Source organism: Achromobacter sp. Marseille-Q4962, assembly GCF_943737005.1.
GTDB lineage: Bacteria > Pseudomonadota > Gammaproteobacteria > Burkholderiales > Burkholderiaceae_B > Achromobacter.
Genome location: NZ_CALSFU010000010.1, coordinates 19,567 through 39,698, shown reverse-complemented (window position 1 = coordinate 39,698; position 20,132 = coordinate 19,567). Strand labels below are relative to the sequence as shown.

Annotated in this window: 23 protein-coding genes; 10 read left to right on the top strand and 13 right to left on the bottom strand. The window is 67.5% G+C overall.

What is annotated here, in order from left to right:
- The first annotated feature begins 79 nt into the window (after nt 1-79).
- Nucleotides 80-553: a multidrug/biocide efflux PACE transporter gene (locus NGJ44_RS10465; protein WP_251863862.1), complete on the top strand. Its 474-nt coding sequence runs from the start codon at nt 80-82 to the stop codon at nt 551-553.
- A 22-nt stretch (nt 554-575) separates the two neighbouring features.
- On the opposite strand, the gene NGJ44_RS10460 is transcribed toward NGJ44_RS10465, so the two are convergent.
- The gene (locus tag NGJ44_RS10460; RefSeq protein WP_251863938.1) at nt 576-1,463 is read right to left on the bottom strand and encodes an alpha/beta hydrolase; all 888 of its coding nucleotides are present in this window, start codon (nt 1,461-1,463) and stop codon (nt 576-578) included.
- A 63-nt stretch (nt 1,464-1,526) separates the two neighbouring features.
- Nucleotides 1,527-2,414 carry a LysR family transcriptional regulator gene (locus tag NGJ44_RS10455; protein WP_251863861.1) on the bottom strand — a complete coding sequence of 296 codons (888 nt, stop codon included), beginning with the start codon at nt 2,412-2,414 and terminating at the stop codon, nt 1,527-1,529.
- A 97-nt stretch (nt 2,415-2,511) separates the two neighbouring features.
- Between NGJ44_RS10455 and NGJ44_RS10450 the strand changes: the two genes are divergently transcribed.
- Entirely contained in the window at nt 2,512-2,916 is a 405-nt protein-coding gene (locus NGJ44_RS10450; RefSeq protein WP_251863860.1) for a CidA/LrgA family protein, read from the top strand.
- Nucleotides 2,906-3,598 (top strand): LrgB family protein, encoded by a 693-nt coding sequence (locus tag NGJ44_RS10445; protein ID WP_251863859.1) that lies wholly within the window; start codon nt 2,906-2,908, stop codon nt 3,596-3,598. Before NGJ44_RS10450 ends, NGJ44_RS10445 begins: the two co-directional genes overlap by 11 nt.
- A 42-nt stretch (nt 3,599-3,640) precedes the next feature.
- Here NGJ44_RS10445 and NGJ44_RS10440 read toward each other — a convergent pair whose 3' ends face one another.
- Both NGJ44_RS10440 and NGJ44_RS10435 read right to left on the bottom strand, forming a co-directional pair.
- On the bottom strand, nt 3,641-4,285 hold the full coding sequence (locus NGJ44_RS10440) for a LysE family translocator (protein ID WP_053243968.1): 645 nt from the start codon (nt 4,283-4,285) through the stop codon (nt 3,641-3,643).
- Entirely contained in the window at nt 4,282-5,205 is a 924-nt protein-coding gene (locus NGJ44_RS10435; RefSeq protein WP_251863858.1) for a DMT family transporter, read from the bottom strand. The genes NGJ44_RS10440 and NGJ44_RS10435 overlap by 4 nt, the downstream gene beginning before the upstream one ends.
- A gap of 205 nt (nt 5,206-5,410) precedes the next feature.
- Here NGJ44_RS10435 and NGJ44_RS10430 point away from each other — a divergent pair, with 205 nt between their 5' ends.
- From NGJ44_RS10430 to fusA, 4 genes are all read left to right on the top strand, one after another.
- On the top strand, nt 5,411-6,847 hold the full coding sequence (locus NGJ44_RS10430; RefSeq protein WP_251863937.1) for an aminotransferase-like domain-containing protein: 1,437 nt from the start codon (nt 5,411-5,413) through the stop codon (nt 6,845-6,847).
- 10 nt (nt 6,848-6,857) lie between these two features.
- A complete protein-coding gene (locus NGJ44_RS10425; RefSeq protein WP_053243971.1) occupies nt 6,858-7,202 on the top strand; it encodes a protein tyrosine phosphatase family protein in 345 nt (114 codons plus the stop codon).
- Between the two features lie 99 nt (nt 7,203-7,301).
- Entirely contained in the window at nt 7,302-7,766 is a 465-nt protein-coding gene (locus tag NGJ44_RS10420; protein WP_251863857.1) for a universal stress protein, read from the top strand.
- Nucleotides 7,767-8,026: 260 nt separating this feature from the next.
- On the top strand, nt 8,027-10,138 hold the full coding sequence (fusA, locus tag NGJ44_RS10415; protein WP_053243973.1) for an elongation factor G: 2,112 nt from the start codon (nt 8,027-8,029) through the stop codon (nt 10,136-10,138).
- A gap of 50 nt (nt 10,139-10,188) precedes the next feature.
- On the opposite strand, the gene NGJ44_RS10410 is transcribed toward fusA, so the two are convergent.
- Nucleotides 10,189-10,998, bottom strand: coding sequence for an alpha/beta fold hydrolase (locus NGJ44_RS10410; RefSeq protein WP_053243974.1), 810 nt, complete (start codon nt 10,996-10,998; stop codon nt 10,189-10,191).
- A 147-nt stretch (nt 10,999-11,145) separates the two neighbouring features.
- Between NGJ44_RS10410 and NGJ44_RS10405 the strand changes: the two genes are divergently transcribed.
- Nucleotides 11,146-11,643 carry a YbaK/EbsC family protein gene (locus tag NGJ44_RS10405; RefSeq protein WP_053243975.1) on the top strand — a complete coding sequence of 166 codons (498 nt, stop codon included), beginning with the start codon at nt 11,146-11,148 and terminating at the stop codon, nt 11,641-11,643.
- A gap of 43 nt (nt 11,644-11,686) precedes the next feature.
- Here NGJ44_RS10405 and ybgF read toward each other — a convergent pair whose 3' ends face one another.
- The 8 genes from ybgF to NGJ44_RS10365 all read right to left on the bottom strand — a co-directional run bounded on the left by ybgF (nt 11,687) and on the right by NGJ44_RS10365 (nt 18,822).
- Nucleotides 11,687-12,376 carry a tol-pal system protein YbgF gene (ybgF, locus tag NGJ44_RS10400; RefSeq protein WP_053243976.1) on the bottom strand — a complete coding sequence of 230 codons (690 nt, stop codon included), beginning with the start codon at nt 12,374-12,376 and terminating at the stop codon, nt 11,687-11,689.
- Between the two features lie 91 nt (nt 12,377-12,467).
- The gene (pal, locus tag NGJ44_RS10395) at nt 12,468-12,968 is read right to left on the bottom strand and encodes a peptidoglycan-associated lipoprotein Pal (protein ID WP_053243977.1); all 501 of its coding nucleotides are present in this window, start codon (nt 12,966-12,968) and stop codon (nt 12,468-12,470) included.
- 31 nt (nt 12,969-12,999) lie between these two features.
- Nucleotides 13,000-14,322: a Tol-Pal system beta propeller repeat protein TolB gene (gene tolB, locus NGJ44_RS10390; RefSeq protein WP_053244000.1), complete on the bottom strand. Its 1,323-nt coding sequence runs from the start codon at nt 14,320-14,322 to the stop codon at nt 13,000-13,002.
- A gap of 16 nt (nt 14,323-14,338) precedes the next feature.
- Entirely contained in the window at nt 14,339-15,439 is a 1,101-nt protein-coding gene (gene tolA / locus NGJ44_RS10385) for a cell envelope integrity protein TolA (RefSeq protein WP_251863856.1), read from the bottom strand.
- Nucleotides 15,440-15,479: 40 nt separating this feature from the next.
- The gene (tolR, locus tag NGJ44_RS10380) at nt 15,480-15,944 is read right to left on the bottom strand and encodes a protein TolR (RefSeq protein WP_053243978.1); all 465 of its coding nucleotides are present in this window, start codon (nt 15,942-15,944) and stop codon (nt 15,480-15,482) included.
- Complete coding sequence (gene tolQ, locus NGJ44_RS10375; RefSeq protein WP_053243979.1) at nt 15,944-16,624, bottom strand: protein TolQ; 681 nt, start codon at nt 16,622-16,624, stop codon at nt 15,944-15,946. The genes tolR and tolQ overlap by 1 nt, the downstream gene beginning before the upstream one ends.
- 2 nt (nt 16,625-16,626) lie before the next feature.
- Nucleotides 16,627-17,049, bottom strand: a complete 423-nt coding sequence (gene ybgC / locus NGJ44_RS10370; protein ID WP_053243980.1) for a tol-pal system-associated acyl-CoA thioesterase — start codon at nt 17,047-17,049, stop codon at nt 16,627-16,629.
- A 42-nt stretch (nt 17,050-17,091) separates the two neighbouring features.
- Complete coding sequence (locus NGJ44_RS10365; RefSeq protein ID WP_053243981.1) at nt 17,092-18,822, bottom strand: proline--tRNA ligase; 1,731 nt, start codon at nt 18,820-18,822, stop codon at nt 17,092-17,094.
- A 65-nt stretch (nt 18,823-18,887) separates the two neighbouring features.
- Here NGJ44_RS10365 and NGJ44_RS10360 point away from each other — a divergent pair, with 65 nt between their 5' ends.
- Together NGJ44_RS10360 and NGJ44_RS10355 are read left to right on the top strand one after the other, a co-directional pair.
- Nucleotides 18,888-19,460, top strand: coding sequence for an RNA pyrophosphohydrolase (locus tag NGJ44_RS10360; protein WP_053243982.1), 573 nt, complete (start codon nt 18,888-18,890; stop codon nt 19,458-19,460).
- Entirely contained in the window at nt 19,441-20,127 is a 687-nt protein-coding gene (locus NGJ44_RS10355; RefSeq protein ID WP_053243983.1) for a response regulator, read from the top strand. The genes NGJ44_RS10360 and NGJ44_RS10355 overlap by 20 nt, the downstream gene beginning before the upstream one ends.
- Nucleotides 20,128-20,132 lie beyond the last annotated feature (5 nt).

Genomic DNA, 20,132 nt, shown 5'->3' with positions numbered 1-20,132 from the left:
GATGAAAACTATCTTTATGGTAGCGGATTTCTCCGGAACAATAGCGTTTCCACGCCGGTTCGCGGTAACGGAATCCATCATGACCCAAGCAGCAAAATCCCTCAAAGAACGCTTCTTCCATGCCTTCCTGTTCGAAATCCTGGCCATCGGGCTGTGCGCGCCCGCGGCCGCCTGGGCCATGGACAAGCCGCTCTGGGACATGGGCGTGCTCACGGCGGTCATTGCCCTCATCGCCCTGCTGTGGAACATGGTCTACAACGCCGGCTTCGACCGCCTCGAGAACCGCATGGGGTGGACGCGCACCCTGCGCCTGCGGGTGGTGCACGCCTGCGGCTTCGAGCTCGGCCTGCTGCTTATCGTGATCCCGCTGGCGGCCTGGTGGCTGGGCATCAGCCTGTGGCAGGCGTTCGTGCTCGATATCGCGCTGGTGCTCTTCTACCTGCCCTACGCGTTTTTCTACAACCTGGCCTACGACAAGTCCCGCGCGCGCGTCATTGCATGGCTGGAACGCCGGGCCAGCAGGCCCGGGCGCGCCGGCCAGTCGTGCGCCTGAGGCCGGCGGCGCGGACCGGGGGCTAGCCGGTTTTCTTGCGGTAGGCGCGGCTCGCGTCCCGCATGAAGCCGCGCACCGCGTCCTCATACTGGGCGCCGCTGCGGAAGGCGCCCGAATGCGAGGCGCCTTCTATCTTCACCAGCCGCTTCAGGTCCGGCGCCACGCCGCGCGCGGCGGCGAACAGTTCGTCGCTCATGGTGTGCGGCACTACCCGGTCGGCCGTGCCGTGCAGGAACAGCATGGGCGTGTGCATGGCCGCCAGCTTGTCCACCGAATCGAAGGGCTGCGTCACCAGCAGGCTCGCGCCGGGCACCTTGCCCCATTTGAGCGTGCCCAGCATGGCGCTGATGCTGGTGAAGCTCGACTCCACGATCAGCCCGGCGAAATCGGGCAGGTCGGGCCGGGCCGCGAGGTCGATGGCGATGGCGCCGCCCAGGCTGTGGCCGTAGACGAAGCGGCGCGCGGGGTCGGGCTGGCGACGGGCGAGTTCGCGCAGCCCGGCCTCGGCGTCTTCCTGGGCGCTGCTTTCGGACGGCAGTCTGGGCGTCGAGGCGCCGAAGCCGCGGTAATCGATGGCCAGCACGGAATATCCCATGCGCGCCCACCCTTCGATGCGGAAAGCGCTGCCGTTCAGGTTCCAGCGCGCGCCGTGCAGATACAGCACGGTGGGGGCGCCGGCCAGGCGGCTTTGCCGGTACCAGGCGCGCACTTTGTCGCCATTGGCCAGGACGAGGTCGAACACCTCGGTGCCCGCGGCGGGCTCGCGCCACCAGCTCTGGGGCTGCGTCTGCGGCGAGAAAATGGCCTCGCGCTGCCAGGAGTCGAGTTGCGAACAGCCCACCACGCTTGCGGCGGCAAGGAATGAAGCGGCCAGAAAGCGGCGCAGGGTAAGGCGGGGCAGGGCGGGCATGACGATGAAGCGCCGGTGATGCTCGGGCGGGGTTTCAGCATACCCGATATGCATGCCGGCGCGTCAGGCCGAGGCGCCGTACACCTCCCGGGTGAGGGCCAGCCACGCCTGGGCGGCGTGCGAGAGATAACCGCCGCGCCGCCACACCAGCACCATTTCCCAGTCGGTGCGGGCGTCGCGCAGCGGCACCCGGCACACTCCCGCGTGCAGTTCCTCGTTGGCCTTGATGCGCGGCAGGAACGCCACGCCCAGGCCGGCGGCCACCAGCGCCACGATGAAATCGGTCTGGCCGCTGCGAGCCGCGATGCTCGGCGCGAAGCCCGCGCGCTGGCAGGCATCGAGCAGGATGCGGTTCAACGCGAAGCCGGTTTCGAACAAGATGAAGGGAGATTCGCGCAGTTCGCGCAGGCTGACCGATTCGGCGCGCGCCTTCGGGTGGTCGGCCGGCAGCAGCGCCAGCAACGGCTCGCGCGCCACGGGCTGCCACTCGAAATGTTCGGGCACGGGCTGCAGCGAGGCCGCCAGCTCGATGTCGCCGGCCAGCGCCATTTCTTCCAGGCGGCGGCTGCCGTGCTCCACCAGGCTGATTTCGATGTGCGGGTAGCGGCTGCGGAAATCGGCGAACAGCGGCGCGAAAAGCGCGCTGCTGCCCAGCGGCGGCAGCCCCAGCCGGAGCACGCCCCGCCGCAGCCCGCGCAGCTCGTCCAGCTCGGCATAGAGATCGTCGCGTTCGGCCAGTATGGTGAGCGCGCGGCGGTACACGATCCGGCCCGCTTCGGTGAGCCGGGGCGGCTGCGCATTGCGGTCCAGCAAGGGCATGCCCACTTCGTCTTCGAGCTGTTTCACGGCTTTGCTCACGGTGGGCTGGGTGGCGTAGATCACCTTGGCGGCCTGGGAGAACCCGCCCTGGCGGACCACCTCCACCAGGGCGCGCAACGGGCGTATGTCCATGCTATGCCATATTGGAATGCGCAGAATGCAATGAATTCATTTTATCTATGGCTGGAGCTGGCGTAAAACAACAGCCTGACGCAGGAACCGCAACATCATGGCCCGCTCCCGTTTTCTTCTTCTCGCCCGCAGCGCCCTGCGGCGCAGCCGCTTGCTGCAGATCTCGCTCATCGTGGCCTTTTCGCTCGTCGGCCAGGCCGTGGCGGCCGCCACCGGCCTGCCCGTGCCCGGCGGCGTCATCGGCATGGCGCTGGTGCTCGTCCTCCTGGCCACCCGCCGGCTGCGCGTGCGCAACGTGCACCGCGGCGCGAGCTGGCTGCTGGGCGAGATGCTGCTGTTCTTCGTGCCGGCAGTCATGTCCCTGCTGGATCACCGCGAATTCCTGGGCATGCTCGGGCTGAAACTGCTGCTGGCCATCGTGCTGGGCACGGCGCTGGTCATGACCGGCACCGCGCTCACCATCGACCTGTGCTATCGCTGGATGAACCGCCATGCCCCATGAATTCAACATGCTGTTCTGGCCGGCAGCGACTGTGCTGGCCTATGTCTGCGCGCGCCTCTTCTACCGGCGCTACGCCTACTGGTGGACCTCGACGCTGGTGGTGGCGCCGGCGCTGCTGCTGGCGCTGGCCATTGCGCTGCACGCCGGCTATCGCGACTACATGTCCGGATCGCACTGGCTGATGGCCATGCTGAGCCCGGTCATCGTGGCGTTCGCCCTGCCGCTGTACGAGCAGCGCGCCCTCATCCGCCGCTATTGGCCGGTGCTGGCCGCCGGCGTGGCGGTGGGCAGCCTGATCGCCGGTGCGAGCGCCTGGGCGCTGGGCGCGCTGCTCGGCCTGCCCGCCGACCTGCGCCTGAGCCTGCTGCCGCGCTCGGTGGCCACGCCGTTCGCCGTGGCCGTGTCCTCGCACATGGGCGGCGTGCCCGACCTGACGGCGGTGTTCGTCATCGTTACCGGCGTGTTCGGCGCGGCCATCGGCCAATTGATGCGCCGCTGGCTGCCCTTGCGCTCGGCGCTCGCGCGCGGGGCGCTCTTCGGCATGGGCGCGCACGGCGCGGGCACCGCCAAGGCCCGCGAGTTCGCGGCCGAAGAGGGCGCCGTGGCCGGGCTGGTCATGGTGATGGCGGGGCTTTTCAACGTGCTCGTCACGCCGGCGGTGGTGGCGGGGCTGCTGGCTTAACCTGGCTTAACGCCGCCCCGGCCGGGCGGTCCCGGCCCGCCGTCAGCGGACCAGGTCCAGCGCCACCGGATAGAGCGAGGCCACCAGCAACAGCGCCATGGTCACGTTGAAGGCGCGCACCGCCCAGGCTTTGTGCAGCAGCCGGCGCAGGGCGGTGCCGAATGCGACCCAGATGCCCACGCTGGGCAGGTTGACGATGCCGCAAACCACGGTGGCCAGCACCAGATTGGCGAAGAAGCCGGCCTGCGGGGTGTAGGTCGCCACCACGCCCACGGCCATCACCCAGGCCTTGGGGTTGACCCACTGGAAGGCGGCCGCCTGCAGGAAGGTGAAGGGCTTGCCCCGCACGGTTCCGTCTTCCATCGCGCCGGCATTGGCGATCTTCCAGGCCAGATACAGCAGATACAGCGCGCCGGCGTACTTCAGCACCGTATAGAGCGCGGGGATGCGCTGGAACACCGAACCCAGCCCCAGGCCCACCAGGAAAATCATGAAGGCAAAGCCCAGGGTGACGCCCAGCAGGTGCGGCACCGTGCGGCGGAAGCCGAAATTGAGGCCGGACGAGGCCAGCATGACATTATTGGGCCCGGGCGTGATGGAGCTCACCAGTGCGAAAAGCGCAAGCGGTCCCAGCAGCGAAGCCGAGGCCAGGGGCACGTCGGACAGGGCAAGGGGGGAGAGGCTCATTTTGCGTTCCTGACGATGGCGCGCCGGCCACCCGCGATGACGAGAATCACGGCTGCGGCAAAGAAGAAGGTGGAAGGCGTCACGGCTTCGCCGAAGAACAGCGCCGCGGCGACCACGGTGAGAAAGGGCTGGAGCAGCTGCACTTGTCCCACCCGGGCGATGCCGCCCACGGCCAGGCCACGATACCACGCGAAAAAGCCCAGAAACATGGAGCCGAAAGCCAGGTAGGCGCAGGCCGCCCCCGTTGCGGCCGAGGGCCATTGCGCCTGGGCCGCCATCCAGCCCACGGGGGCGGCCACCACCGGCGCGCTGATCGCCAGCGCCCAGCAGATGGTGCGCCAGCCGCCCAGGGTGCGCGAGGCCCGCGCGCCTTCGGCATAGCCCAGGCCGCCCAGGACGACCGCCGCCAGCAGCCACAGGTCGCCGGGCTGCAGCGCGCCATGCCCTTGCCGCAGCGCATAGGCCGTGACGAGAGCGGCGCCAGCCAGCGCCCAGGCCCAGAATGCCGGCGAGGGGCGCTCGCCGCTGCGCAGAGCGGCGAAAGCGGCGGTGGACAGCGGCAGCAGGCCATTGAAAACCGCCCCGTGCGACGAGGGCACGCTCTGCATGGCGAGCGAGGAGGCGAGCGGCCAGCCCACCACGATGCCCGCCGCCGCCAGGACCACGCCGGGCCATTCGCGGGCGTCCGGCCGCCGGCTGCGCGTGGCCGCGAGCAGCGCAATGGCCGGCACGGCCGCGACGAGCGCGCGGCCCAGGCCGACCAGCAGCGCGGGCAGCTCGGCCACCGCGACATGCGTCATGGGCAGGGTCAGCGAAAACACCAGCACGCCGAGCAGGCCGTAGCCGTAGCCCTCCCAGACGGGAGCGGCGGGGGGCGCGAGGCCGGGATCGATACAGGAAGACGGGGCGGGACGGATCATGGATCGCCTGTAAAGGGGAACGGGCCGGCCCGTGGGGCCTGCCCGCCTGGACCGGCCCGCTTGCCGCGGGCTGGATTTGCTGTCACTCTACGCACAGTCAGCGATACAGTACCTATACACTTTAACGGTTCACTTCGATAACTGGCCTGGTGAAATTCCCATGACAGTCCCTTCCTCCGCCCTCCCGGGATCCCCCTGGCTGCCGGTGCGCCAGGCCGACGCCACCCTGGTGGCGCAACTGGCCGACAGCCTGGCGCGGCGCATCGACGAGCAGGGCCTGCGCCCGGGCACGAGGCTGCCCTCCATCCGCAAGATGGCCGAGCAGTCCGGCGTCAGCCGCTTCACCGTGGTGGAAGCCTACGACCGCCTCGTCGCGCGCGGCCTGGTGCAGTCGCGCCGGGGCGCCGGCTTCTTCGTGCGCGCGCGCAGCGGACCGCTTACGGCGGCGGCCTCCGCGCCGCCGGCGGTTACGCTGCCGCCTTCCGCCCGGGTGGACGTGCCCTGGCTGCTGCGCAACATGTTCCGCGAGAGCGCCGCGCCCGGCATGCCGGGCGGCGCGGGCCTGCTCCCGCCGGAATGGCTGGATCCCGAGATGGTCGCCGCCGCCGTGCGCGCGGTGGGCAGGTCGGTGCGCGGCCACCTGGTGTCTTATGGCCATCCCCAGGGCTTCGCGCCGCTGCGCCAGCAGATTGCCGGGCACCTGCAGAACGAAAGCGTGCCCGCCCATCCCGAGCACAATCTGCTGACCACCTGCGGCGTGACCCACGGGCTGGACCTGGTCGCGCGCCACCTGGTGCGGCCGGGCGACACCGTGCTGGTCGAGGATCCGGCCTGGTTCGTGATCTTCGGCCGCCTGGCCGCCTTCGGGGCGCGCCTGATCGGCGTGCCCCGAGGCCCCGACGGCCCCGATACGGCGCTGCTGGAAAAGCTGGCGGCCCAGCACCACCCCAGGCTGTTCATCGTCAACAGCGCGGTCCACAACCCCACGGGGCACACGCTGTCGGCCGGCGTGGCCTACGATGTCCTGCGCATCGCCGAACGCCACGATTTCCTGGTGGTGGAAGACGACACCTACGGCGAACTGCACCCCGGCGGGGCGGTGAAGCTGGCGGCCCTGGACCGGCTGAATCGCGTCATCCTGGCGGGGGGATATTCCAAGATGCTCGCCGCCAGCCTGCGGGTGGGCTACCTGGCGGCGCATCCGCAGATCCTGCAGAAGCTGGCCGACCTGAAAATGCTGGCCGGGCTGACGTCGCCCGAACTGGGCGAGCGGGTGGTGCACCGCGTGCTCATGGAGGGCCAGTACCGGCGCCACATCGAGCGCGTGCGCCAGCGGGTGGACGACGCGCGGCAGCGCTGCGTGAAGGGGCTGCTGCGGCTGGGGCTGCGCCTGCCGCACGAGCCGCACGCGGGCATGTTCGTATGGGCCGACTGCGGGCGGGATTCCGAGGCGGTGGCGCGGGCCGCTGCCGACCGCGGCATGCTGCTGGCGCCCGGCACGCTGTTTTCGCCCTCCCAGGAGCCGTCCCGGATGTTGCGCTTTTCGGTGTCCATGACCGAGCAGCGCGGGGTCTGGACGGAGCTCGAAAAACTCTTCGCCGATGGCGGAGCCTGCAATAATAATACGCAGCCATACAACTGAAGGAACCGCCATGTCCGTACCGATCAAGCCCCTCACCGAGAACTTTGCCGTGGCTCCCCAGCTCGGCCCCGACGACATGGCCGAAGTCGCCGCCGCCGGCTACAAGAGCGTCATCATCAACCGTCCCGATTTCGAGGGCGGCCCCGACCAGCCCACGGCGGCCGACGTGTCCAAGGCCGCCGTCGCCGCCGGCCTGAAAGTCGAATACCAGCCGGTGGTGGGCAGCGCCATGACCGCCGCCGACGTGCAGCGCTTCGCCGAACTGCTGCGCACCCTGCCGGGGCCGGTGCTGGCCTATTGCCGCACGGGCACGCGCTGCACCAACCTGTTCGCCGCCGCGCAGCAGCTCGGCTGAGCGCCAGGCTTGACCGCCGTCAAGCCTCCGGGGCGAGCCTGATGTGAATCCGGCTTCTTTCCGGTAGCATAAGAATTCATCTCAAACAGGAGCAGGCTGATGTTCAAGAAGATCCTGATTCCCACCGACGGTTCGCCGCTGTCCGCGCAGGCCGCCAATGCGGGCATTTGCTTCGCGCGTTCCGTGGGCGCCGAGGTCGTGGCGCTCTACGTGACGCAGCCTTTCGCCGCCACCATCGGCTTCGACGGCATGGCCGCGGCCTACGCCATCACCGACGAAGACTACGAAAAGGCTTCGGCGGAGCAGGCCGAGAAATACCTCAAGCAGATCAGCGACCGCGCCGACACCGCCGGCGTGAAGTGCGAGACGCGCGCCGTGTCCAATTTCAACGTCGCCGACGGCATCGTCCAGGCCGCCGCCGACAACGGCTGCGACCTCATCTTCATCGGCAGCCACGGCCGCAGCGGGCTGTCGCGCCTGCTGCTGGGCAGCGTGACGGCCAAGGTGCTGTCGCTGGCCACCACCGCGGTACTGGTCTACCGCGTCAAGGAAGAAAAGAAATAGCCGTCACGGGCACGGAAACGTGCATGTCCGGACCACGCCCCTCGCCTTGCGCGAGGGGCGTTTTCGTTGGGCGGCCGGAAATCCCGGGCGCCTTCAGGGCCATGTCTTGTATCTGCCCGGCTGGCGCGTAATATGCAAGCATCAGCGCGGGCGCGACGCCATCGCGATTCCTTTTTGTTGCGCGGCGCGCGCGCCTGCCGCGGCGAGGCCCGGGCGGGCCCTGCCGTCTCAGCCAGTGTTTCACTGCAAGGGAAGAGGCCATGACTCGCAAGACGCGTATCGATCTGTATCGCAACATCGGCATCAGCGCCCACATCGATGCCGGCAAGACCACCACCACCGAGCGCATCCTCTTCTACACCGGCATCACCCACAAGATCGGCGAAGTGCACGACGGCGCCGCCGTCATGGACTGGATGGAACAGGAGCAGGAGCGCGGCATCACCATCACGTCCGCGGCCACTACGGCGTTCTGGAAGGGGATGGCGGGCAACTATCCCGAGCACCGCATCAACATCATCGACACGCCGGGCCACGTGGATTTCACCATCGAAGTGGAGCGCTCCATGCGCGTGCTGGACGGCGCGGTCATGGTGTACGACGCCGTGGGCGGCGTGCAGCCGCAGTCCGAAACCGTCTGGCGCCAGGCCAACAAGTACGGCGTGCCGCGCCTGGCCTTCGTCAACAAGATGGACCGCGTGGGGGCGGACTTCCTGCGCGTGCAGCGCCAGATCGCCGAACGGCTCAAGGGCGATGCCGTGCCGGTCCAGCTTCCGGTGGGCGCCGAAGACCACTTCGAGGGCGTGATCGACCTGGTGAAGATGAAGTCCATCATCTGGGACGAGGCCAGCCAGGGCGTGCGTTTCGAGTACCGCGACATCCCGCCCGCGCTGCAGGCGCAGGCGCAGGAATGGCACGACAAAATGGTCGAGAAGGCGGCCGAGGCCAACGAAACCCTGCTCGAGAAATACCTGTCCGGCGAGCCGCTGACCGAGGCCGAGATCAAGGCCGGCCTGCGCGCGCGCACCATCGCCAACGAGATCGTGCCCATGCTGTGCGGCAGCGCCTTCAAGAACAAGGGCGTGCAGGCCATGCTCGACGCCGTCATCGACTACCTGCCTTCGCCGGTGGACGTGCCGGCCATCAAGGGGCACGACCAGCGCGACCGCGAAATCGAGCGCCATCCGGCCGACGACGAGCCCTTCTCCGCCCTGGCTTTCAAGATCATGACCGACCCGTTCGTGGGCCAGCTCGTGTTCTTCCGCGTCTACTCGGGCGTGGTCAAGTCGGGCGACTCCATCTACAACCCCACCAAGGAAAAGAAAGAGCGGCTGGGCCGCATCCTGCAGATGCACGCCAACGAGCGGCGCGAGATCACCGAGGTCTACGCGGGCGACATCGCCGCGGCGGTCGGCCTGAAAGACGTCACCACCGGCGACACGCTCTGCGATCCTTCCCACGTCATCATCCTGGAACGCATGGCGTTTCCCGAGCCGGTCATTTCGCAGGCGGTGGAGCCCAAGACCAAGGCCGACCAGGAAAAAATGGGCATCGCGCTGGGGCGCCTGGCCCAGGAAGACCCATCGTTCCGCGTGCGCACCGACGAGGAGTCCGGGCAGACCATCATTTCGGGCATGGGCGAATTGCACCTGGAGATCCTGGTCGACCGCATGAAGCGCGAGTTCGGGGTCGAGGCCACGGTGGGCAAGCCCCAGGTCGCCTACCGCGAAACCATACGCAAGACCTGTGACGAGGTCGAAGGCAAGTTCGTCAAGCAGTCTGGCGGCCGAGGCCAGTACGGCCATGTGGTGCTCAAGCTGGAGCCCCAGGAGCCCGGCAAGGGCTACGAGTTCGTGGACGCCATCAAGGGCGGCGTGGTGCCGCGCGAATTCATCCCGGCCGTGGACAAGGGCATACGCGAGGCGCTCAACGCCGGCGTGCTGGCGGGCTACCCCGTGGTGGACGTGAAGGTGACGCTCTTCTTCGGTTCCTACCACGACGTGGACTCCAACGAAAACGCGTTCCGCATGGCCGCCGCCATGGCCTTTCGCGAAGGCATGCGCCGCGCCGACCCGGTGCTGCTGGAGCCGGTGATGCATGTGGAGGTGGAAACGCCGGAGGATTTCACCGGCAACGTCATGGGCGATCTTTCCTCCCGGCGCGGCATCGTGCAGGGCATGGAAGACATCGCGGGCGGCGGCGGCAAGCTGGTGCGCGCCGAGGTGCCGCTGGCCGAGATGTTCGGATACTCCACATCGCTGCGCTCCCTGACGCAAGGGCGCGCCACCTACACCATGGAGTTCAAGCATTACGCCGAAGCGCCGCGCCAGGTGGCGCAGGAAGTGATGGCGTCGCACGGCACGGGCCGCTGAGGGCCAGGCCGGCGGCGTGACGAGCGCGGACGGCGGCCTGCCGTCCGCGCTCACCCGCGCAGGAACTGTTCTATGGCGCCGTTGAAGGCCCGGGGGTTGCCCAGGTTCATGCCGTGCGACGAGCCGGCGATGTCCACGCGATGCGCATGGGGCATCCAGCCCTGCAGGGCATCCAGCACGGCGGGGTAGGGCTGGGGGCTGAGCGCGCCGCCGATCAGCAGCGTGGGCAGCGCCACGCTGCCGATCTGCCCGGGCGTCAGCGCCGGCGGCGTTTCCCGGGCCTGCCCGATCAGCGTGCCCGCGTTGTCGCGCACCATCTCCTTGAACCACGGCACCATGCGTTCCCAGGTATGCGGCCCCGTCACGGTATCGACGAACAAGGCGAGGCCCTGCTCGGCCTCGCCTTGCCGGATCAGGTCCAGCGCGCGCTGCCGGAAGCCGCCGCGCCGGTCGTCTTCGCCCGGCAGCGGCAGGCCGGGATCGGCCAGCGTCAGACTGCGCAGCATCTGCGGCGCGCGCAGGGCGGCCTCGAGCGCCACCCGGCCGCCGCGCGAATGGCCCACCAGGTGCGCCGGCTCTCCCGCCACGGTTTCGATGAACGCCAGCACGTCCTCGGCATGCTGCTCGACCGAAAATCCGTCGCCTTCGCCGTCCCAGCGTTCGGGCCAGTAGCGCCGCAGGCAAAGCGCATACACGCGAAACGCGCGGCCCAGCGGACCCATCTGCGATTTCCAGTAGCGGCAGTCCGACAGCGATCCGTGCACCAGCACCAGGGGCGCGCCTTCGCCATGCACGGTATAGGACAAGGGATAGCCGTCGATGAGGGCGGTTTGCAGGGGAAGGACGGGTTCGGAACGCATCGGGGAGGGGGGCGGGAAGAAAAAGCCTGGGCCGAATTCTAGCCCGTGCCGGCCCGGGCGCAGGCCGCCGGCGGGGCTGATACACTCGTTCGCTCCGTCCGACCGCCTTCGCCGGTCGCCGGTATTCATGGAAATGGAGCCCGAGCAATGTCCCCAGAGTTCATATCGTCCCTGCCCGAATCCGCGCAACGCGTCGCCCGTCTCCTGCTGGAACTGGGGCACGACAAGCCGGTGGTGGTGCTGCCCCAGACGGGCAAGACGTCCGCCGAGGCGGCGGCGGGGCTGGGGTGCGAGGTGGCGCAGATCGCCAAGTCCATCATTTTCCGGCGCGTGTCCGACAATGCGCCCGTGCTGGTCATCGCCAGCGGCGCCAACCGCGTCGACGAGGCCAAGGTCGCCGCCCGGGTGGGCGAGCTGGCCAAGGCCGATGCGAAGTTCGTGCGCGAGAGCACTGGCTATGCGATCGGCGGGGTGTGTCCCATCGGGCACGCCGTCAAGCCGGTCATGCTGCTGGACGAAGATCTCTTCGGGTACGAATCGCTATGGGCCGCCGCCGGGCATCCGCACGCGGTCTTCAATCTCACGCCGCGGCAGTTGGAAACCATGACGGGCGCTCCGGCGGCCGACGTGGCGCTGCGCTCCTGAACACGCCCCGGCCGCCCGGGAGGCGGGCCGGCGCCGTGGCACATTATTGCAGCAGTTGCAGCCGGCTCTTGGCCGTGTTGGCCGCGGGCGTGGTGGGGTAGTCGCGCACGATGCGCTGCAGCGTGGTCTTGGCGCCAGCGCGGTTGTTCAGTTCGATCTGGCTGCCCGCGATCACCAGCAGGGCGTCGGGCGCGCGCGCGTCCTGCGGCGACTTCTGCACCATGGCGGTGAGCTGCTCGATGGCGCCCTTGAAATCCTTCACGGCATAGCGGCTGCTGCCCAGGTAGAACTGGGCGCTGGGCGCAAGCTGGCTGTTGGGGTAGAGGGCGATGAAGGCGGCCAGCGATTCGGCTGCTTCCTTGTATTGGCCCTTGCGGAACAGGTCGATGGCGCCGTCGTAGGCGGCCTGCTCCTGCGCGTCGCCGGCCGCCGCGCCGGGCGGGTTGGCCGAACCTGCCGCCGCGCCGCCGTTGGCGGCGGGCTGCTGCCGCGACACCAGCTCGAGCTGGTCGCGCAATTGGGCGATTTCCTGCTGCAAGGACTGGATCTGGTCGGCAAGCTGCAGCCGCGCGCGCTGATTCTGCTCGTTCTGCTGCTGGACTTGCGCGCGCAGGTCCAGGATGGCCTTGCGGGCTTCATCGTCGGAAAAAGCATGAGCGGGCAGGGCCAGTGCCGCCAGCATCAGGCCGGTGGCCGCCATGAGGGGACGCAGGGACAGAACGGTATCGCGCATAAGAAATTCCCGGGTGTAAAAACAAAAGCGCCGGAACGGCCGGATGACCGTCCCGACGCGTCGTGGGGCCTAGAACAATGCGGAGTTGCGCTTAACGCTGATAAACGATATCGGCGCGGCGGTTTTCCGCAAAATCGGCTTCCGACGTACCAGTCGCCTTCGGCTTTTCCTTGCCGAAGCTGATGGTTTCGATCTGGTTGTCGCTGACGCCCAGCAGGGTCATCATGCGACGGACCGCATCGGCGCGGCGCTGGCCCAGGGCCAGGTTGTATTCGGCGCCGCCGCGCTCGTCGGTGTTGCCTTCGATCTTGATCTTCTGCTGCGGGTGCGAGGTCAGGTAGCGGGCATGGGTTTCCACCAGGCCGCGGTACTGGTCCGACACCGTGTAGCTGTCGAAGTCAAAGTATACCGAGCGCTGTTGCGCCAGGATGCTTTGGGGGTTGAAGGGATCAAGAATCTGGCCGGAAGCCGAGGATCCTTGGCCAGCGCCTCCGCCCTTACCCGCGTTTTCGTCGAGAGGGACGGAGCTGCAAGCTGCCAGCGTGGCAGCCAGAGCGGCGATGGTTAGGCTTTTGGCAATGCGCGACTTCATGATAGTTCCTTTGCAAAGAGAGTCACACGTGTTATCGGGTAAATGGGCCCCAAGTCGGTTCACGTATTTCCCCGTTCAGTACCGAAAGCGTTTGCCGTACGCGGCCATCGCTCGAGACACCTGCAAGGACGCTACGGCCGTTCTGCACGGCGGCGTAAAGGACTTGCATGCCATTGGGCGCGAAACTCGGCGACTGGTCATCACGTCCGTCAGTGAGCAGAGTTTCGGAACCGCTGGACAGGTTCAACGAGGCGATACGAAACGCGCCGTCGCGTCTTGCAACGTACAGCAACGTCGATCCGTCCGGGGAAATTCGGGGTGAGATGTTGTAACTACCATTAAACGTGAGACGGCGAGCGTCGCCGCCATCGAGGCCGGTCTGATAGATCTGCGGCCCACCGCTGCGGTCACTGGTAAAGATAATGGAACGGCCGTCGGGCGTAAAGGTCGGTTCGGTGTCAATGCCCGGAGAACGCGTAACTCGCTTCATATTCGAGCCGCCGGCGGCGCTAACGATGTAAATTTGCGACAACCCGTCGCGCGTCAGGGCCACGGCGAGTTGCGTGCCGTCGGGCGACCAGCCGGGGGCGCTGTTGTTGCCCTTGAAGTTCGCCACCGGCACGCGGGCGCTGGTGGCCAGCGTATGCACGTACACCACGGGCTTGCCGGACTCGAAGCTCACATAGGCCAGCTTGCTGCCGTCGGGCGACCAGGAAGGCGAGATGATCGGCTCGCGCGAACGCAGGGCCACTTGCGGGTTCTGGCCGTCGGCGTCGGCCACCTGCAGTTCGTAGGTGTTGCCGCGCTTGAGCACATAGGCGATGCGGGTCGAGAACACGCCGCGCACGCCGGTGATCTTTTCGTAGATGCGGTCGGCGATCTGGTGCGCCACGCGGCGCAGTTCCTGTTCCGTGCCCGAGAAGGCCACGCCGTCGAGCTGGCCCTTCTTGACCGTGTCGGCCAGGCGGTAGCGCACGTCGTAGCGGCCGTCGGGGCCGCGCGAGATGCTGCCGTAGGCGATGAAGTCGGCGCCCTTGCCGCGCCAGTCGTCGTACGAAATGGGCGAGTCCACGTTCAGGCCGGAACCCGCGGCGTTGATGAGGCGGAACTGGCCCGTGCGGGTCAGGTCGGCGCGGATGACCTCGGCCAGGGCGCGCCCGTGCGCGTCGTCCACGGCGAAATCGGCGATTGCCACGGGGTACTGGGTGGCGCCCGTGCCGGAAATGTCCACGCGCAGTTGGGCCTGGGCGGGCTTGATGGCCATCAGGCAGGCCAGCGCCAGCATGAACAGGCCGAGTCCGTACGATCGCCAAAGGGCGAGGAAAGGAGCTCGTCGGCTGTAGGCGGGAGTCATGATCAGCAATCTCCTGTCAGTCATACATTCTGTAGACAACGTCAATGATGGGCTCGTAGCGGCCGGTCGAAGGCTTGGGGAAGGGGTTGCAGCGGCGGATGCCGGTCTCGACCGCGCGGTCGAAGCCCGGGATGCCGGACGAACTCGTCAGCGTAACGCCATTCACCTTCCCGTCAGAACCTAACTGTACCCGGTATTGCGCGGTGGGGTTCTCCGAGCCGCGGCGAGGCGGAGGCGGATAGGCCACCCCCGGCTGCACGCAGGCGCGGACCTTCGCGCCGTAGCCGCTGTCGCGTCCGCCTCCCGCCTGATTGCGGTCGGCCGTGCCGCCCGGAATGCCGGCGGCGCCCAAGGCGTCGTTGCGGAAGGCTTCCTTCAGGGCCTTGTCGGCGGCCGCCTTCTTGGCGGCCTCTTCCTTGGCCTTCTTTTCGGCAGCCGCTTTCTCGGCCGCGGCCTTTTCGGCGGCGGCTTTCTCGGCAGCCGCTTTCTCGGCGGCGGCTTTTTCCGCAGCGGCCTTCTTGGCGGCTTCTTCCTTGGCCTTCTTCTCGGCTGCCGCCTTCTGCGCCGCCTCTTCCTTGGCCTTCTTCTCGGCAGCGGCCTTTTCAGCCGCGGCCTTCTCGGCGGCCTGGCGTTCTTGCTCCAGGCGTTTCTTTTCCTTCAGCTCGGCCTGCTTGCGCTCTTCTTCGAGGCGCGCCTTTTCCTTGGCCGCCTCGGCAGCCGCGCGGGCTTTTTCCTCTTCCTCGCGCTTCTTCTTGGCTTCCTGCAGGGCGATTTCGGGATCGGCTTCGGCCTTGGGCTGTTCCTGCGGCTTGGTTTCCGGCGGCGGCGGGGGCGGCGGCTCGGGCTTGGGCTCCGGTTCGGGTTCCGGCTTGGGCTCGGGCTGCGGCTTCGGCGGCTCGGGCTGCGGCTGGGGCGGGGGCGATACCGGCGAGTTGCCGTCCGCCCACAGTTCGACCTGGACGGGGCCGGGGTTCTCGGAATGCCAGTTCACGCCCAGGATCAGGGCCACCAGCAGCAGCAGGTGGACCGCCACGGCCAGAATCAGGGAGTTCCGGTTGTCGTTGGTGGGCGGGGGGACCGGCTTTTCGCTGCGGTGTCGGATGAGGGGTGGCGTCATGAGCGTTGCATGCCGGCCAGGCCGGCGGGGGAGCGTCGCATTAGCGTTTCTTGGCGGGAGCGGACTGCGAGGATGCGCCGGATTGGGACTGATCCACCAGCAGCCCCAGGCGGGTGATGCCGTTGGTGCGGAGTTCGTCCATGACCTTTACGACCGACTCGTAGGGCACTTTGCCGTCCGCCGCGATGACGACCGGCGTCTCGGCGGTGATGCGCGAGCGCACCTGCGCCACCAGCTCGGGGCGGGCGATGTCCTGAGGCGTGGCGCCGGGCTCGCGCATGCGCAGGGCGATCTTGCCGTCTTCGGAAATCTGGACTTCCAGCGGCTTGACCGGCACTTCCGACGCCGCGCCCACGGAGGGGAGCTGGATCAGTCCGGGCGTGATGAGGGGGGCGGTCACCATGAAGATGACCAGCAGCACCAGCATCACGTCGATGTACGGCACCACGTTGATGTCGGACTTCATGCGGCGGCCGGCGCGGCCGCGCGAGCTTACCGAGGGCATTAGCGCACCTGCCTTTGCAGAATGTTCAGGAACTCGTCGACGAAGCTGTCGAAGCGGATGGACAGGCGATCGATGTCATTCGTGTAGCGGTTGTAGGCCACCACCGCGGGAATGGCGGCGAACAGGCCGATGGCGGTGGCGATCAGGGCTTCGGCGATGCCGGGGGCCACCGAGGCCAGCGTGGCCTGCTGCATGTTGGACAGGCCGATGAAGGCGTGCATGATGCCCCACACCGTGCCCAGCAGGCCAATGTATGGCGACACCGAGCCGGCCGAGGCCAGGAAGTTGAGGTGCGATTCCAGGGCGTCCATTTCGCGCTGGTAGGCGGCGCGCATGGCGCGGCGGGGACCGTCCAGGATCGCCGTGGCGTCGCCGCCGGGACTGCTGCGGCGGGCCTTGAGGAATTCGGTCATGCCGGCGTCGAAGATGCGGGCCAGCGCGCCCTGCTCGTCGCGGCGCGACGCCACCGCCTGCTGCAGCATGGAGAGGTCGCCGCCCGACCAGAAATCGTCTTCGAAGCGGCGGGTCTGCTCGTTGGCCCGCTTGATCGCCATCCGCTTGGCGAAGATGTACGTCCAGGACATGATCGAGATGCCCAACAGAATCAACATAATCAGCTGAACCGGCACGCTGGCGTGCGAAATCAGCGAAAGCAACGACATGTCGTTGGTGACTTGCATGGTTATTCCTGAATGAATTCCAGTTTTGCGCGAAGGTCGGCCGGAAGTTCCGTCGGCCGCATATGGATGGCATCGACGCAGCAGACTTGGATATTGCCCTCGGCGAGCAGTTCCCCGTTGCGTTCAGCGCGCTGCGCGAAGTGTATCGAAGCGCGGCCCAGTCGTGTAACCCGGCTGCGTATGGTAAGCAAATCGTCGAGCCGCGCCGGCTTGCGGTAGGCCATGTCCAGCGAGCGGACGACAAAGAGCCGCTGCTCGCCGGCGGCCAGCGCCGACTGGTTGACGCCCAGTTCGCGCAGCCACTCGGTGCGTGCGCGTTCCAGGAACTTGAGGTAATTGGCGTAGAAAACCACCCCTCCCGCGTCGGTGTCTTCGTAGTAGACACGTATCTGCAGGAGGGATTCGGCGGACTTCGTTGCGGTCACGATAGGCAGTCTGGCGGACGAAAGTCCGTAGTAACTATAGGGTTAGAGGGTGTCCAGCTTGGTCAGCACCTGTTCCAGGGCGCCTTCCACGGGAATCCGGGCTGCCTCGGTTTCCCGGCGGGCCTGCAATTCCACCACACCCTCGGCCAGGCCGCGTTCTCCAACTGTTACGCGCAGGGGCACGCCTATCAGTTCCCACTCCGCGAACATGACGCCGGGGCGGGCGTCGCGGTCGTCCAGCACCACGTCCACGCCGCGCGCGAGCAGCGATTCGTACAGCCGGGTGGCGGTGTCACGCACCGTTTCACTTTTGCCCCAGCCCACCGGGCAGATCACCACCTCGAACGGCGCGAGCGCGCGAGGCCAGATGATGCCGCGGGCGTCGTGGTTCTGCTCGATGGCCGCGCCCACGATGCGGGTGATGCCGATGCCGTAGCAGCCCATTTCCAGGACGGCGGGCTTGCCGGTTTCGTCCAGGAACGTGGCCTTCAGCGCCTCGGAGTACTTCTTGCCCAGGTAGAAGACGTGGCCCACCTCGATGCCGCGCTGGATGGAAAGCGTGCCCTTGCCGTCCGGCGCGGGGTCGCCCTCGACCACGTTGCGCAGGTCGGCCACCCGCTCGGGCTCGGGCAGGTCGCGTCCCCAGTTCACGCCGCGCAGGTGGTAGTCTTCCTTGTTGGCGCCGCAGACGAAGTCGGACATGTTCGCCACGGTGCGGTCGGCGATGACGTGCACCGGCTTGGCCGTCTTGACCGGGCCCAGGTAGCCGGGCTTGCAGCCGAAGTGCTCCACGATCTCGGCCTCGGTCGCGAAACGGAAGCCGGCCAGGCCGGGCAGCTTGCCCGCCTTGATCTCGTTCAGCTCGTGGTCGCCGCGCAGCATCAGCAGCCAGATTTCCACCTTGCCCTTTTCGCCGTCGGTGGCCAGCACGATGGATTTCAGCGTGCGCGCGAGCGGCAGGTCCAGCAGCTTGGCGACGTCTTCGCATTTGGCCGCGCCCGGCGTGGGCACCTCGGCCATCGCCTCGGCCGGCGCGGCGCGCTCGGCGATCAGGCTGACCGCCTCGGCCAGTTCGATGTTGGCCGCGTAGTCGGTTTCGGCGTTGTAGACCAGCAGGTCTTCGCCGGTGTCGGCGATGACCTGGAACTCGTGGCTGCGCGTGCCGCCGATGGAGCCGGTGTCGGCGGCCACGGCGCGGAATTCCAGCCCCAGGCGCCCGAAGATGCGCATGTAGGCTTGATACATATTGTCATAACTGCGCTGCGCGCCGGCCTCGTCGCGGTCGAAGGAGTAGGCGTCCTTCATGGTGAATTCGCGCCCGCGCATCAGCCCGAAGCGCGGCCGGCGCTCGTCGCGGAACTTGGTCTGGATGTGATAGAAGTTCAGCGGCAGCTGGCGGTAGCTGTGGATCTCGTTGCGCGCGATGTCCGTGATGACTTCCTCGGACGTGGGCTGCAGCACGAAGTCGCGCTGGTGGCGGTCTTTGATGCGCAGCAGCTCGGGGCCGTACTGCTCCCAGCGGCCGGACTCCATCCAGAGCTCGGCGGGCTGCACCACCGGCATCAGCAGCTCGATGGCGCCGGCGGCGTTCATTTCCTCGCGGACGATGGCTTCCACCTTGCGGATCACCTTCAGACCCAGCGGCATGTAGGTGTAGATGCCGCCCGCCAGCTTGCGGATCATGCCCGCGCGGGTCATGAGCTGGTGGCTGGCGACCTCGGCTTCGGCGGGGGCTTCTTTCAGGGTGTTGATATGGTAGTTGGATGCGCGCATGTTTAAAGGTGGCAGCAGATACGTATAATCGTCCGTAATTGTATTGAATTCGGTGGGGGTGGCCCATGCTTGACCGCGAAGGCTACCGTCCCAATGTCGGCATCATTCTCGTAAACAACAGAAACGAGGTCTTTTGGGGCAAGCGGATCCGGGAACATGCCTGGCAGTTCCCGCAGGGCGGCATCAAATACGGCGAAAGCCCGGTGCAGGCCATGTATCGCGAACTCCATGAAGAGGTGGGCCTGAAGCCCGAGCATGTCCGTATTTTGGGGCGTACACGCGATTGGTTACGGTATAACGTGCCCGATCACTTCGTCCGGCGTGAGTGGCGCGGCCACTATAAAGGACAAAAGCAGATTTGGTTCCTGTTGCGCCTGGTCGGCCGCGACAGCGATGTGTGCTTGCGCGCGACGCAGCATCCGGAATTCGACGCCTGGCGCTGGAGCCAGTACTGGGTGCCGCTGGATGCCGTGATCGAATTCAAGCGCGACGTCTACACCCAGGCCCTGAACGAGCTTTCCTCTATCCTTTTCCGGCGCCACCACGAAACCCGCTACCTGCGCCAGCGCGTGCACGGACCGCGGGCGGCAGAGAATTTGCCCGAAGGAACGGACGGTCATGCGCATATTGCTGGTTGAAGACGAACAGGACATGGCCTCCTGGCTCATGCGCGCGCTCGCGCAAAGCGGCTTCGTGCCGGATCATGCTCCCGATGCGCGCACCGCCGAAGCCTTCATGGCCGGCACCGAGTACGACGCCATCGTCATGGACCTGCGCCTGCCCGACAAGCATGGCCTGGTGGTGCTGCGCGAGATGCGCAACCGCGACGACCGCACGCCCGTGCTCCTGCTCACCGCGCAGGGCGCGCTCCAGGACCGCGTGCGCGGCCTCAACCTGGGCGCCGACGATTTCCTTACCAAGCCGTTCGCCCTCGAAGAGCTCGAGGCGCGGCTGACGGCGCTGGTGCGGCGCAGCCGGGGCCGCCAGCATCCCCGGCTCCAGTGCGGCTCGCTTTCCTACGACAGCGAGAGCCGCGCCTTCACGCTGGACGGCTCCCTGCTTTTCCTGACCCCGCGCGAACACGCGGCGCTGGCGGCCCTGCTGACCCGCAGCGGCTATCCGGTGGACAAGTCGCAGCTCTTCGGCAAGGTCTTCACCCACGACAGCGAAGCCAATCCGGACGCCATCGAGGTCGTGCTGCACCGGCTGCGCAAGAAGCTGGCCGGCAGCGACGTGCGCATCGTCACCGTGCGCGGGCTGGGCTACATGCTCGAAAGCGTGGCCAGCGAATCCGCCGACACGTGAGCCTG

What these genes read in the sequence shown, in the direction of transcription:
- pal (WP_053243977.1), bottom strand. Translation starts at nt 12,968, where the DNA reads ATGAAGTCGCGCATTGCCAAAAGCCTAACCATCGCCGCTCTGGCTGCC.
- tolB (WP_053244000.1), bottom strand. Translation starts at nt 14,322, where the DNA reads ATGACTCCCGCCTACAGCCGACGAGCTCCTTTCCTCGCCCTTTGGCGA.
- NGJ44_RS10405 (WP_053243975.1), top strand. Translation starts at nt 11,146, where the DNA reads ATGTCCCCAGAGTTCATATCGTCCCTGCCCGAATCCGCGCAACGCGTC.
- NGJ44_RS10450 (WP_251863860.1), top strand. Translation starts at nt 2,512, where the DNA reads ATGGCCCGCTCCCGTTTTCTTCTTCTCGCCCGCAGCGCCCTGCGGCGC.
- tolR (WP_053243978.1), bottom strand. Translation starts at nt 15,944, where the DNA reads ATGCCCTCGGTAAGCTCGCGCGGCCGCGCCGGCCGCCGCATGAAGTCC.
- NGJ44_RS10425 (WP_053243971.1), top strand. Translation starts at nt 6,858, where the DNA reads ATGTCCGTACCGATCAAGCCCCTCACCGAGAACTTTGCCGTGGCTCCC.
- tolA (WP_251863856.1), bottom strand. Translation starts at nt 15,439, where the DNA reads ATGACGCCACCCCTCATCCGACACCGCAGCGAAAAGCCGGTCCCCCCG.
- NGJ44_RS10410 (WP_053243974.1), bottom strand. Translation starts at nt 10,998, where the DNA reads ATGCGTTCCGAACCCGTCCTTCCCCTGCAAACCGCCCTCATCGACGGC.
- fusA (WP_053243973.1), top strand. Translation starts at nt 8,027, where the DNA reads ATGACTCGCAAGACGCGTATCGATCTGTATCGCAACATCGGCATCAGC.
- NGJ44_RS10465 (WP_251863862.1), top strand. Translation starts at nt 80, where the DNA reads ATGACCCAAGCAGCAAAATCCCTCAAAGAACGCTTCTTCCATGCCTTC.
- NGJ44_RS10365 (WP_053243981.1), bottom strand. Translation starts at nt 18,822, where the DNA reads ATGCGCGCATCCAACTACCATATCAACACCCTGAAAGAAGCCCCCGCC.
- NGJ44_RS10440 (WP_053243968.1), bottom strand. Translation starts at nt 4,285, where the DNA reads ATGAGCCTCTCCCCCCTTGCCCTGTCCGACGTGCCCCTGGCCTCGGCT.
- NGJ44_RS10455 (WP_251863861.1), bottom strand. Translation starts at nt 2,414, where the DNA reads ATGGACATACGCCCGTTGCGCGCCCTGGTGGAGGTGGTCCGCCAGGGC.
- tolQ (WP_053243979.1), bottom strand. Translation starts at nt 16,624, where the DNA reads ATGCAAGTCACCAACGACATGTCGTTGCTTTCGCTGATTTCGCACGCC.
- NGJ44_RS10360 (WP_053243982.1), top strand. Translation starts at nt 18,888, where the DNA reads ATGCTTGACCGCGAAGGCTACCGTCCCAATGTCGGCATCATTCTCGTA.
- NGJ44_RS10435 (WP_251863858.1), bottom strand. Translation starts at nt 5,205, where the DNA reads ATGATCCGTCCCGCCCCGTCTTCCTGTATCGATCCCGGCCTCGCGCCC.
- NGJ44_RS10420 (WP_251863857.1), top strand. Translation starts at nt 7,302, where the DNA reads ATGTTCAAGAAGATCCTGATTCCCACCGACGGTTCGCCGCTGTCCGCG.
- NGJ44_RS10460 (WP_251863938.1), bottom strand. Translation starts at nt 1,463, where the DNA reads ATGCCCGCCCTGCCCCGCCTTACCCTGCGCCGCTTTCTGGCCGCTTCA.
- NGJ44_RS10355 (WP_053243983.1), top strand. Translation starts at nt 19,441, where the DNA reads ATGCGCATATTGCTGGTTGAAGACGAACAGGACATGGCCTCCTGGCTC.
- NGJ44_RS10445 (WP_251863859.1), top strand. Translation starts at nt 2,906, where the DNA reads ATGCCCCATGAATTCAACATGCTGTTCTGGCCGGCAGCGACTGTGCTG.
- ybgF (WP_053243976.1), bottom strand. Translation starts at nt 12,376, where the DNA reads ATGCGCGATACCGTTCTGTCCCTGCGTCCCCTCATGGCGGCCACCGGC.